Source organism: Streptomyces murinus (genome assembly GCF_002154555.1).
Taxonomy (GTDB): domain Bacteria; phylum Actinomycetota; class Actinomycetes; order Streptomycetales; family Streptomycetaceae; genus Streptomyces; species Streptomyces murinus.
Window position 1 is genome coordinate 1 of sequence record NZ_MUNF01000261.1, and the last position, 11,708, is coordinate 11,708.

Sequence of the window (11,708 nt, forward strand, 5' to 3'; positions counted from 1 at the left end):
CCGCGACGCACAGGGCCCGGTTCCCGCTCGGGGGAGCCGGGCCCTCGTGCGTCGCGGCATGGGGGAAACTGGGGGCATGAGTCCTACGACGCAGACCACGGTCGGGATCGGCGGTGCCGCGGAGAGCACCGACATGGTGCTCAACATCGGGCCCCAGCACCCGTCCACGCACGGCGTGCTGCGGCTCAAGCTGGTGCTGGACGGCGAGCGCATCGTGCGGGCCGAGCCGGTGATCGGCTATATGCACCGCGGCGCCGAGAAACTCTTCGAGGCGCGGGACTACCGGCAGATCATCATGCTGGCCAACCGCCATGACTGGCTGTCGGCGTTCTCGAACGAGCTGGGCGTGGTCCTCGCCGTGGAGCGGATGCTCGGCATGGAGGTGCCCGAGCGCGCGGTGTGGACGCGCACCCTGCTCGCCGAGCTGAACCGGGTGCTCAACCACCTGATGTTCCTCGGCTCCTACCCACTGGAACTGGGCGGGATCACCCCGGTGTTCTACGCGTTCCGCGAGCGCGAGGTGCTCCAGAACGTCATGGAGGAGGTCTCCGGCGGGCGCATGCACTACATGTTCAACCGCGTCGGCGGCCTCAAGGAGGACCTGCCCGCCGGATGGACGACACGCGCCCGGGCCGCCGTCGCGGCGGTGCGCTCGCGCATGGACGTCTTCGACGACCTGGTGCTCGGCAACGAGATCTTCCGGGGGCGCACACGCGGGGTCGGCGCGCTCGCTCCCGAGGCGGTGCACGCCTACGGGGTGAGCGGGCCCATCGCGCGCGGCTCGGGCGTCGACTTCGACCTGCGCCGCGACGAGCCGTATCTGGCGTACGGCGAGCTCCAGGACACGCTGAAGGTCGTCACCCGGAGCGAGGGCGACTGCCTGGCCCGCTTCGAGGTGCTGCTGGCGCAGACACACAACGCGCTGGACCTCGCGGACGCCTGCCTGGACCGGATCGCGCAGCTGGCGCCGGGACCGATCAACCAGCGGCTGCCGAAGGTGCTGAAGGCGCCCGAGGGCCATACGTACGCCTGGACCGAGAACCCGCTCGGGATCAACGGGTACTACCTGGTGAGCAAGGGCGAGAAGACCCCGTACCGGCTCAAGCTGCGCTCGGCGTCGTACAACAACATCCAGGCGCTGACCGAGCTGCTGCCCGGGACGCTGGTCGCGGACATGGTGGCGATCCTGGGCTCGATGTTCTTCGTGGTCGGCGACATCGACAAGTAGGCGGCGTCGGCGAGTAGGCAGTCTCGGCAAGCGGGCGGCATCCGCAAGCAGGCCCGGCCCGGTCGGCAGGCCGGCTCAGGCCAGCGGGTCCGCGATGTCCACCGCCCGGAGCAGCCAGCCGAAGTCGCCGAGGCCGCCCCGGGCGGAGAGTTCGGCGGCCTCCCCGGCGCTCGCGAGGGCGCGCACATAGGCGGCGGGATCGGTGGCGGCGAGCGCCAGCGGGGGACGCCCGCCGCTGACGCCGAGGGCGCTCAGAGCGGCGCGCTGGGTCAGCAGGCGCGCGGGGGCCGGGCGCCCGTCCGCCGCCGCGCACGCGTCCAGGGCGACATGGGCCGTGATGTCGCAGGTCCCGTCCGGTACGGGGGTCGTCTCGCGGCCCGCGCGGAAGCCGGTGAGGGTGCCGAACGGGGGGCGCGCGTCGGCGGTGTGGGCGTAGTCCACGGCCACCGCGAGCCCGTGCGCCACCCGGCCCGCGACCGCCGCCCACGCCCGGTCGCGGGGCAGCCCGATCTCCGCCCGCGCCCCCTCCTCGGCGCCCAGCGGCCACCAGCGCGCCAGCCAGTCCGCGTCCGCGCCGGTCACCGGGTCGCCGAGGCGCTCGGTGCCGTCGTCGCCGACGAGCACGTACCGGGGCACACCCGCCGGGTCCGTCTCGGCCACGTCCACGGGCACGTTGTCCAGCCACTCGTTGGCGAACAGCAGCCCGGTGATCTCCGCCGGGGGCTCGCCGCGCCAGGCGACGCGTTCGTCCAGGCCGTCGGGGCGGCCGGCGATCTCCACGGCGTACGGCCGCACGCGCGCCGCCACCTCCCGCGGCAGGGCGGCGAGCACACCGGCGACCAGTTCGCCCCGCCCGGCGGCCATGTCCACGAAGTCCAGCGCGGCGGGCCGTCCCAGCGCCGTGTCGACCCGCTGGAGCAGCTCCGCCACGGCCCCCGCGAAGAGCCGTGAGGCGTGCACGGACGTACGGAAGTGCCCGGCGGGCCCCTCCGGGCGCCGGTAGAAGCCGGCGGGGCCGTACAGGGCCTCCTGGGCCGCCGCCCGCCAGCCGCGCGGGCTTTCGGGCGTGTCCCGCCGCTGCCCCGGTGTCTCCTGCGTCACGGCACCAGAGTAGGCCCGTAGATGATCATCTCCTCCACCTTGGGGAGTACGTCCGCCGGGCCCGGATCGGCCCTCCGGTTGACCCGGTCGGGCATTCCGTTTCCCTACTCTGGGTTACGTGCAGCGCCTCTACGACTTCCTCCGCCGCCACCCGACCGGGGTCGACTCCTTCTGGGCCGTCGTCCTGTTCGGGCTGTCGGTGCTGAGCGAGGCCAATCTTCAGGGGACGCCCGCCCACCGGGGTTCGCTCGCCGCGGCGGTCGCGGTCTCCGCCGTCCTGTGCGTCGTCGTCGCGCTGCGCCGCAGATTCCCGGAGCCGATGCTGCTGCTCGCGCTCGCCACCGGCCTCGCCCAGCTGGTGCTGGACGTGGAGACGACCGTCGCCGACTTCGCCCTGCTGGTGATCGCCTACACGGTCGCCACGATGGGCACGCGCTGGGCCTCCCGGCTCGCCCTGGTCGCCAGTTTCTGCGCCGCGACCATGGCGCAGCTGCGCTGGCCGGCGGAGCACTCCAGCTTCCTCGGGCGGATCGCCATCGTGGTCTTCCAGACCGTGCCGTTCGCGCTCGCCTGGGTGCTCGGCGACTCCATGCGCACCCGGCGCGCCTACTTCGCCCAGCTGGAGGAGCGCGCGGCCCGTCTGGAGAAGGAGCGCGCGGCGCAGTCGAAGGTCGCGGTCGCCGCCGAGCGCGCCCGGATCGCCCGGGAACTGCACGACGTCGTCGCGCACAACGTGTCCGTGATGGTGGTCCAGGCCGACGGCGCCGCCTACGTCCTGGACGCCGCCCCCGACCAGGCCAGGAAGGCCCTGGAGACGATCTCCTCGACCGGCCGCCAGGCCCTCGCCGAGATGCGTCGCCTGCTGGGCGTGCTGCGCACCGGTGAGCACCAGGAGGGCGGGGAGTACGTCCCGCAGCCCGACGTCGAGCAGATCGACGAGCTGGTCGAGCAGTGCCGCCGCTCCGGCCTCCCCGTCGACTTCAAGGTGGAGGGCACCCCGCGCCCGCTGCCCAGCGGGGTGGAGCTGACCGCGTACCGGATCGTGCAGGAGGCGCTCACCAACACCCGTAAGCACGGCGGTCCGAACACGGGCGCCAGCGTGCGTCTGGTCTACTTCGACGACGGTCTGGGCCTGCTCGTGGAGGACGACGGCAAGGGCGCCCCGCAGGAGCTGTACGAGGAGGGCGGCGCCGACGGCCGGGGGCACGGCCTGATCGGGATGCGCGAGCGCGTCGGCATGGTCGGCGGCACCCTGGACGCCGGGCCGCGTCCCGGCGGAGGGTTCCGTATCAGCGCCCTTCTGCCGCTCAAACCGGCGCACTGAGTCACCGAAGACGGATGGAAGAAGGACCCCGATGACGATCCGCGTGATGCTCGTCGACGACCAGGTGCTGCTGCGCACCGGGTTCGGGATGGTGCTCGCCGCCCAGCCGGACATGGAGGTCGTCGCCGAGGCGGGCGACGGCGTCGAGGCCCTGGAGGCGCTGCGCTCCACCAAGGTCGACGTCGTCCTGATGGACGTCCGTATGCCCAAGCTCGACGGCGTGGAGGCCACCCGGCGCATCTGCGAGCAGCCCGATGCGCCCAAGGTGCTGATCCTGACCACCTTCGACCTGGACGAGTACGCCTTCTCCGGGCTGAAGGCGGGCGCGTCCGGCTTCATGCTCAAGGACGTGCCGCCCGGTGAGCTGCTGGCCGCCATCCGCGCCGTGCACAGCGGTGACGCGGTGGTGGCGCCCTCCACCACGCGCCGGCTACTGGACCGGTTCGCGCCGATGCTGCCCTCCGGCAGCCGCGACCCCAAGCACAAGGAGCTGGAGCGGCTCACCGAGCGGGAGCGCGAGGTGATGGTGCTGGTCGCACAGGGCCTGTCCAACGGGGAGATCGCGGCCCGGCTGGTGCTGTCCGAGGCGACCGTGAAGACCCATGTGGGCCGCATCCTCACCAAGCTGGGGCTGCGGGACCGGGTGCAGGTGGTGGTGCTGGCCTACGAGACCGGCCTGGTGCGGGCCGGCGGCCACCGCTGAGCCGCGGACGCCCGGCACCGAGCAGCCCCCGGCGCCCTCCTCCTCAGTCCCGCCCCGGCAGCCGCCGTACGAAGTCCCGTACGGCGGCCCGCACCTCCTCCGCCGTCCACTCCAGGCCGGGCGCGCGCACGGACACCTCCGTGCAGGCCATGCCGGGACCCGCGGCGCCCGACCAGTGGCCCGGGAAGAGGGCCACCGAGGTCTCCTCGGCCTGCCGCAGCGCCGCCTCGGCCACCACCTCGGGCGCGTACGGCAGCCAGACCTGGAACTCATGGGTGTGCGGCACCTCCGGATGCACCCGCGCCCAGGGCAGCCCCGCCTCGGCGAACCCCTCGCGCAGCGCGCCGGCGACCACGCGCGCGTGGCGGACGTACTCGGGCAGCCGGGGCAGCGCCCGCTCCAGGCCGATCAGCGCGGACAGCGCGGTCGGGAACTGCTGGAAGATCTGCCCGCCGTACCGGTGCCGCCAGGTCCGCGCCTCCTCGATCAGCGTCCGGGGCCCGGCGAGCGCGGCGCCGCCGAGGCCGTCGAGGGACTTGTAGAACGACACGTAGACGCTGTCGGCCAGGCCCGCGATCTCCGCCAGGGGGCGCCCGAAGTGCTCGGTGCACTCCCACAGGCGCGCGCCGTCGAGGTGCACCACCGCCTCCCGCTCCCGCGCCGCCTCGACCAGCTCGGTCAGCTCCTCCCAGGTCGGCAGCACGAAACCGGCGTCCCGGAGCGGCAGTTCGAGCATCAGCGCACCGAAGGGCTCCGCCAGGCCGCGTATCTCCGCCGCCGTCGGCTGGCTGATCCCGCTGCCCACGTGCACCGGGCGCAGCCCGCTGACCTGGCTGAGGGCGTTGCGTTCATGCACCTCGGGGTGGGCGAGGGGGTGCAGGGCCACCGCGGGGTTGCCGGTGCGGCCCGCCCAGCAGCGCAGCGCCACCTGCTGGGCCATCGTGCCCGACGGGAAGAACGCGGCGTCCTCGGTGCCCAGCAGCGCGGCGACCCGCTCCTCCAGGCCGGCGACGATCCGGTTGCCGTAGATGTCGGCCGGCTCGTCCAGGTCGTAGACCTCCGCGCCCGCCTCCGCCAGGTCGGCGAGGCGTTCGCGGAGCGAGTCGCCCGCCGCCGCGTGGTTCAGCCGGCGTGCGCCCCGCCGCCGTACGGCCGCCCACCGCTCCCTGGCCGTAGGCTCCGTCCGCTCCTCGGTCGTGGCGTGTGTGTCCTGCCCAGATGTCTCGGTCATGCCCGGGATCATGCCGCGCCGGGGCCGCCCGGGGCACCGGGAATTCCGCGGCCCCGCCGCCGGGGGGTGGTGAAACCCACAGCCTGTGGACAACCGGTCGGCGCCGGACCGAGATAGCGTTAACATGACGAGAAATCGTCCGGTACATCGTCCGGTACCCGAAGCGGACTGGAACGGGAAGGCCGCCGTCGCGTGAGTACAGTCCACCAGCAAGACCACCAGGACCGCCCCGCGCGGCTCACCGTCGGCGTCGTGGGCGCCGGCCGGGTGGGCCCCGCGCTGGCCGCGTCCCTCCAGCTCGCCGGGCATCGCCCGGTGGCCGTCTCCGGTGTCTCCGACGCCTCCCGCAGGCGCGCCGAGGCCCTTCTGCCGGGCGTGCCCCTGGTCCCGCCCGCCGAGGTCCTCCAGCGCGCCGACCTGGTGCTGCTCACCGTCCCCGACGATGTGCTGCCCGCCCTGGTCACCGGCCTCGCCGAGACCGGTGCCGTCCGGCCGGGGCAGCTGCTCGTGCACACCTCGGGACGGTACGGCGCCAAGGTCCTCGACCCCGCCCTGCGGGCCGGCGCCCTGCCGCTCGCCCTGCACCCCGCGATGACCTTCACCGGCACCGCCGTCGACGTCCAGCGCCTGGCGGGCTGCTCCTTCGGCGTCACCGCGCCCGAGGAACTGCGCCTGGCCGCCCAGGCCCTGGTGATCGAGATGGGCGGCGAGCCGGAGTGGATCAGCGAGGAGAACCGCCCGCTCTACCACGCGGCCCTCGCGCTCGGCGCCAACCACCTGGTCACCCTCGTCGCCCAGGCCATGGAGCTGCTGCGCACGGCCGGCGTCGAGGCCCCCGACCGGATGCTCGGCCCGCTGCTCGGCGCCGCCCTGGACAACGCCCTGCGCTCCGGGGACGCGGCCCTGACCGGGCCGGTCGCGCGCGGGGACGCGGGCACCGTCGCCGCGCACCTCGTCGAGCTGCGCAAGCACGCCCCGGCCGCCGTCTCGGGGTACGTCGCGATGGCCCGCGCCACCGCCGACCGCGCCCTCGCGCACGGCCTGCTCAAGCCCGAACTCGCCGAGGACCTGCTCGGTGCGCTGGCCGACGGCACGGCCGCGGGCGCACCGGGCCCGGACGGCCCGCCCGGCACACCCGGCATCGAGAGCGACGACAACGACGGCACCGACGGCCCGACCGGCACCGAGGGGAACGACCGATGACCACCGCCCTGCTCCACACCGCCCAGGAGCTGCACGCCCGCACCCGCAAGGGCCGCCGCGCCGTCGTGATGACCATGGGCGCCCTGCACGAGGGCCACGCCACCCTCGTCCGCGCCGCGCGCGAGATCGCGGGCCCGGACGGCGAGGTCGTCGTCACCGTCTTCGTCAACCCGCTCCAGTTCGGCGCGGGCGAGGACCTGGACCGCTACCCGCGCACCCTGGAAGCCGATCTGAAGATCGCCGAACAGGCCGGTGCCGACGCCGTGTTCGCGCCCTCCGTGGACGAGGTCTACCCCGGCGGCGACCCCCAGGTCCGCGTCACCGCGGGCCCGATGGGCGAACGCCTGGAGGGCTCCTCCCGGCCCGGCCACTTCGACGGCATGCTGACCGTCGTCGCCAAGCTGCTCCACCTCACCCGCCCCGACGTCGCCCTCTACGGCCAGAAGGACGCCCAGCAGCTCGCCCTGATCCGGCGCATGGTGCGGGACCTGAACTTCGGCATCGAGATCGTTGGCGTGCCGACCGTGCGCGAGGAGGACGGCCTCGCGCTGTCCAGCCGCAACCGCTTCCTGTCGCCCGACGAGCGCCGCACCGCGCTCGCCCTGTCCCGCGCGCTGTTCGCCGGCCGCGACCGGCACGCCGCGCAGGAGGCGCTGCGCGCGCGGGCCCTGGAAGTGCCCGCCACCCAGGCGCGCGCCGAGGCGCTGAGCGCGATAGGGGAGTCCCGCGCGGCCGCCGACGCGCACGCGGTGGCCACCGCCGCCCCGGGCGGCCCGGCCGCCGTCCGCGCCGCCGCCCGCCAGGTCCTGGACGAGGCGACGCGCTACGACCCGCCGCTCGAACCGGACTACCTCGCCCTGGTCGACCCGTCCGACTTCACCGAGATCGGCGACGACTTCACCGGCGAGGCGGTCCTCGCCGTCGCGGCCCGGGTCGGCGCCACCCGGCTGATCGACAATCTCCCGCTCACCTTCGGCACCCTGGGAGCCGCCTCGTGACCAGCACCGGCATACGACTGCACGCGCCCGCCCCCGGCTGGGCCATCGCCGCGGACGTGGTCGTCGTCGGCTCCGGCGTGGCCGGGCTGACCGCGGCCCTGCGCTGCGAGGCCGCCGGGCTGACCACGGTGGTCGTCACCAAGGCCCGTCTGGACGACGGCTCCACCCGCTGGGCCCAGGGCGGCATCGCGGCAGCCCTCGGCGAGGGCGACACCCCCGAACAGCACCTGGACGACACCCTGGTGGCGGGCGCCGGCCTGTGCGACGAGACGGCCGTACGCCTCCTGGTCACCGAGGGCCCGGGGGCGGTACGACGGCTCATCGAGACCGGCGCGCACTTCGACGAGTCCTCCGAGGGCGGTCTCGCGCTCACCCGGGAGGGCGGCCACCACCGGCGCCGGATCGTGCACGCGGGCGGCGACGCCACCGGCGCCGAGATCTCCCGCGCGCTGGTCGAGGCGGTCCGCGCGCGCGGTCTGCGCACCGTCGAGAACGCGCTGGTCCTGGACCTGCTCACGGACGCCGAGGGCCGCACGGCGGGCGTCACCCTGCATGTCATGGGCGAGGGCCAGCACGACGGCGTGGGCGCCGTGCACGCCCCCGCGGTGGTTCTCGCCACCGGCGGCATGGGCCAGGTGTTCGCCGCGACCACCAACCCGTCGGTGTCCACCGGCGATGGCGTGGCCCTCGCGCTGCGCGCGGGCGCCGAGGTCAGCGACCTGGAGTTCGTGCAGTTCCACCCGACCGTGCTGTTCCTCGGCACCGACGCGGAGGGCCAGCAGCCGCTGGTCTCCGAGGCGGTGCGCGGCGAGGGCGCCCACCTGGTCGACGCCGACGGCGTGCGCTTCATGGCCGGGCAGCACGAACTGGCCGAGCTGGCGCCCCGGGACATCGTCGCCAAGGCCATCATGCGGCGGATGCAGGAGCGGGACGCCGAGCACATGTTCCTCGACGCCCGCCACTTCGGCGCCGAGATGTGGGAGCACCGCTTCCCGACCATCCTGGCCGCCTGCCGGGCCAACGGCATCGACCCGGTCACCGAGCCCATCCCGATCGCCCCGGCCGCCCACTACGCCTCCGGGGGCGTGCGCACCGACGACCACGGCCGCACCACCGTGCCGGGCCTGTACGCGAGCGGGGAGTGCGCCTGCACCGGCGTGCACGGCGCCAACCGGCTCGCCTCCAACTCCCTCCTGGAGGGCCTGGTCTACGCCGAGCGGATCGTCGCGGACATCGTCGCCGAGCGCGCCGCGGACGGCCTGCCCGCGCGGGTGCCCGAGCCGGTCCCGCACCCGGACAGGCCCGCGCACCCGCTGCTCGCCCCCGAGTCCCGGTTCGCCATCCAGCGGATCATGACCCAGGGCGCGGGCGTGCTGCGCAGCGCGGAGTCCCTCGGCGGGGCCGCCGAGCAGCTCCAGCGGCTGCACACGGACGCCCGGGACGCCCTGGACGTGCACGGCAAGACCGCCGAGCCCGGCGTGGACACCTGGGAGGCCACCAACCTCCTGTGCGTGGCCCGCGTCCTGGTCGCCGCCGCCCAGCTGCGCGAGGAGACCCGCGGCTGCCACTGGCGCGAGGACCACGCCGAGCGCGACGACGCCCACTGGCGGCGCCATATCGTCGTCACGCTCGATCCGGACCGTTCGCTGGCGGTGCGCCCCACCGACACAGCAGACTTTCCCCCTACCCGGTAATATCCAGCGCCACAGGAGCAGTGACAGACGTGAGCACCGACGACCTTCCCCTCGTGACGACCGGCGGCTGCGGCGACGGCTGTGGCTGCGGCGCGGAGCACGACGAGGAGTACCTGGAGTGCGGGCTGGACCCCGTGCTCGCCGAGCTGCTGGCCGCCGCCGGGCTCGACCCGGTCGAGGTCGAGGACATCGCCACCGTGGCCATCCAGGAGGACCTGGCCGGCGGGGTGGACGTGACCACGGTCGCGACCATCTCCGAGGAGGCCGTGGCCACCGGTGACTTCACCGCGCGCGAGGCGGGCGTCGTGGCCGGGCTGCGCGTCGCCGAGGCCGTGCTCTCCGTGGTCTGCACGGACGAGTTCGAGGTCGAGCGGCATGTGGAGGACGGCGACCGGGTCGAGGCCGGGCAGCGGCTGCTGTCCGTCACCACCCGCACCCAGGACCTGCTCACCGCCGAGCGCAGCGCGCTGAACCTGCTGTGCCGGCTGTCCGGCATCGCGACCGCGACGCGCGCGTGGGCGGACGCCCTGGAGGGCACGAAGGCCAAGGTCCGCGACACCCGCAAGACGACCCCGGGGCTGCGCGCCCTGGAGAAGTTCGCGGTCCGCGCGGGCGGCGGCGTCAACCACCGCATGTCCCTGTCGGACGCGGCCCTCGTCAAGGACAACCACGTGGTCGCCGCGGGCGGCGTCGCCGAGGCGTTCAAGGCCGTACGGGAGTCCTTCCCGGACGTGCCGATCGAGGTCGAGGTCGACACGCTGCACCAGCTGCGCGAGGTCGTGGAGGCGGGCGCCGACCTGATCCTGCTGGACAACTTCACGCCCGGCGAGTGCGCGGAGGCCGTCGGCATCGTCGACGGGCGGGCGCTCCTGGAGGCCTCCGGCCGGCTGACGCTCGCGACCGCGCGCGCCTACGCCGACACGGGCGTCGACTTCCTCGCCGTCGGCGCGCTCACCCACTCCTCGCCGATCCTGGACATCGGCCTGGACCTGCGGGAGGCGGAGTAACGGCCATGCTGCTCACGATCGACGTCGGCAACACGCAAACCGTCCTCGGCCTGTTCGACGGCGAGGACATCGTGGAGCACTGGCGCATCTCCACCGACGCCCGGCGCACCGCCGACGAGCTGGCGGTGCTGCTCCAGGGCCTGATGGGCATGCACCCGCTGCTCGGCGACGAACTGGGCGACGGCATCGACGGGATAGCGATCTGCGCCACCGTCCCCTCGGTCCTGCACGAGCTGCGCGAGGTCACCCGCCGCTACTACGGCGACGTGCCCGCGGTGCTGGTCGAGCCGGGCGTCAAGACCGGCGTGCCCATCCTCACCGACAACCCCAAGGAGGTCGGCGCCGACCGCATCGTCAACTCGCTCGCGGCGGTGGACATGTACGGCGGTCCGGCGATCGTGGTCGACTTCGGTACGGCGACCACCTTCGACGCGATCTCCGCGCGCGGTGAGTACGTGGGCGGTGTCATCGCCCCCGGCATCGAGATCTCCGTCGACGCGCTGGGCGTCAAGGGCGCCCAGCTGCGCAAGATCGAGGTCGCCCGGCCGCGCAGCGTGATCGGCAAGAACACGGTCGAGGCCATGCAGGCGGGCATCGTGTACGGCTTCGCGGGCCAGGTCGACGGAGTGGTGGGCCGGATGGCGCGCGAGCTGGCGGACGACCCGGACGACGTGACGGTGATCGCGACGGGCGGCCTCGCGCCGATGGTGCTCGGCGAGGCGTCGGTGATCGACGAGCACCAGCCCTGGCTGACGCTGATCGGACTGCGGCTGGTGTACGAGCGGAACGTGTCGCGGCTCTGATCCCTCCGATGCCTGGGATTCCGCCGAGGCTTTAGAGGGAAACCCCCGCGACACATCATCCCGTTGTGTCACTTTTGTCCGATTAGCGATAGCGTCGCCGCATGCCCACGCCATACGGATCCCGCGGCGGCATGGCGTTCGGCGCGGAGGAGCTGCGTGTGCTCCGCCGCGCCCTCGCCCTCGCCCTTCACCCCGGCCGCACGTCCGCCGAGGACGTCCAGGACTGCCTCCGGCTCGCCGAGTCGCTCGACGAGGCGATCCACGAGGGGGTGAGACTGCGCGCCTTCCTGCTGGCCGATCTGGACCGCTATCGGGCCGCGCTGCCCGGTACCGCGGCCGGCTACTTCGCTCTTCTGGAGGAGGCGCTGGGCGCCGCGAGATCGTCCGGCACCGGCCGGTACGCGGCGCCCAGCGCC

The 11,708-nt window shown here is 74.1% G+C and carries 10 protein-coding genes and 1 pseudogene; 9 read left to right on the forward strand and 2 right to left on the reverse strand.

The window, feature by feature from the left end:
* Positions 1–76 precede the first annotated feature (76 nt).
* On the forward strand, positions 77–1,228 hold the full coding sequence (locus tag CCN72_RS17295; protein ID WP_085565907.1) for an NADH-quinone oxidoreductase subunit D: 1,152 nt from the start codon (positions 77–79) through the stop codon (positions 1,226–1,228).
* A 75-nt stretch (positions 1,229–1,303) separates the two neighbouring features.
* On the opposite strand, the gene CCN72_RS17300 is transcribed toward CCN72_RS17295, so the two are convergent.
* Positions 1,304–2,329, reverse strand: a complete 1,026-nt coding sequence (locus CCN72_RS17300; RefSeq protein WP_086808298.1) for an SAM-dependent methyltransferase — start codon at positions 2,327–2,329, stop codon at positions 1,304–1,306.
* Between the two features lie 118 nt (positions 2,330–2,447).
* Between CCN72_RS17300 and CCN72_RS17305 the strand changes: the two genes are divergently transcribed.
* Complete coding sequence (locus CCN72_RS17305) at positions 2,448–3,653, forward strand: sensor histidine kinase (RefSeq protein ID WP_086808299.1); 1,206 nt, start codon at positions 2,448–2,450, stop codon at positions 3,651–3,653.
* Between the two features lie 31 nt (positions 3,654–3,684).
* A complete protein-coding gene (locus CCN72_RS17310) occupies positions 3,685–4,356 on the forward strand; it encodes a response regulator (RefSeq protein WP_085565910.1) in 672 nt (223 codons plus the stop codon).
* Between the two features lie 43 nt (positions 4,357–4,399).
* Here the strand turns inward: CCN72_RS17310 and CCN72_RS17315 are convergent, their stop codons facing one another.
* Positions 4,400–5,587, reverse strand: coding sequence for a threonine aldolase family protein (locus CCN72_RS17315; protein WP_244174273.1), 1,188 nt, complete (start codon positions 5,585–5,587; stop codon positions 4,400–4,402).
* A 192-nt stretch (positions 5,588–5,779) separates the two neighbouring features.
* Between CCN72_RS17315 and CCN72_RS17320 the strand changes: the two genes are divergently transcribed.
* The 6 genes and pseudogenes from CCN72_RS17320 to CCN72_RS17345 form a co-directional block, all read left to right on the forward strand.
* Positions 5,780–6,790 carry a Rossmann-like and DUF2520 domain-containing protein gene (locus CCN72_RS17320; RefSeq protein WP_086808301.1) on the forward strand — a complete coding sequence of 337 codons (1,011 nt, stop codon included), beginning with the start codon at positions 5,780–5,782 and terminating at the stop codon, positions 6,788–6,790.
* The gene (gene panC / locus CCN72_RS17325) at positions 6,787–7,788 is read left to right on the forward strand and encodes a pantoate--beta-alanine ligase (protein ID WP_086808302.1); all 1,002 of its coding nucleotides are present in this window, start codon (positions 6,787–6,789) and stop codon (positions 7,786–7,788) included. Before CCN72_RS17320 ends, panC begins: the two co-directional genes overlap by 4 nt.
* Positions 7,785–9,482, forward strand: coding sequence for an L-aspartate oxidase (locus CCN72_RS17330; RefSeq protein ID WP_086808303.1), 1,698 nt, complete (start codon positions 7,785–7,787; stop codon positions 9,480–9,482). Before panC ends, CCN72_RS17330 begins: the two co-directional genes overlap by 4 nt.
* Before the next feature lie 29 nt (positions 9,483–9,511).
* Positions 9,512–10,489, forward strand: coding sequence for a carboxylating nicotinate-nucleotide diphosphorylase (gene nadC, locus CCN72_RS17335; RefSeq protein WP_086808304.1), 978 nt, complete (start codon positions 9,512–9,514; stop codon positions 10,487–10,489).
* Positions 10,490–10,494: 5 nt separating this feature from the next.
* A complete protein-coding gene (locus tag CCN72_RS17340) occupies positions 10,495–11,292 on the forward strand; it encodes a type III pantothenate kinase (RefSeq protein WP_085565916.1) in 798 nt (265 codons plus the stop codon).
* Between the two features lie 101 nt (positions 11,293–11,393).
* Positions 11,394–11,708: pseudogene (locus CCN72_RS17345) on the forward strand (hypothetical protein); the annotation flags it as partial.

What these genes read in the sequence shown, in the direction of transcription:
- CCN72_RS17310 (WP_085565910.1), top strand. Translation starts at nt 3,685, where the DNA reads ATGACGATCCGCGTGATGCTCGTCGACGACCAGGTGCTGCTGCGCACC.
- CCN72_RS17340 (WP_085565916.1), top strand. Translation starts at nt 10,495, where the DNA reads ATGCTGCTCACGATCGACGTCGGCAACACGCAAACCGTCCTCGGCCTG.
- CCN72_RS17315 (WP_244174273.1), bottom strand. Translation starts at nt 5,587, where the DNA reads ATGACCGAGACATCTGGGCAGGACACACACGCCACGACCGAGGAGCGG.
- CCN72_RS17295 (WP_085565907.1), top strand. Translation starts at nt 77, where the DNA reads ATGAGTCCTACGACGCAGACCACGGTCGGGATCGGCGGTGCCGCGGAG.
- panC (WP_086808302.1), top strand. Translation starts at nt 6,787, where the DNA reads ATGACCACCGCCCTGCTCCACACCGCCCAGGAGCTGCACGCCCGCACC.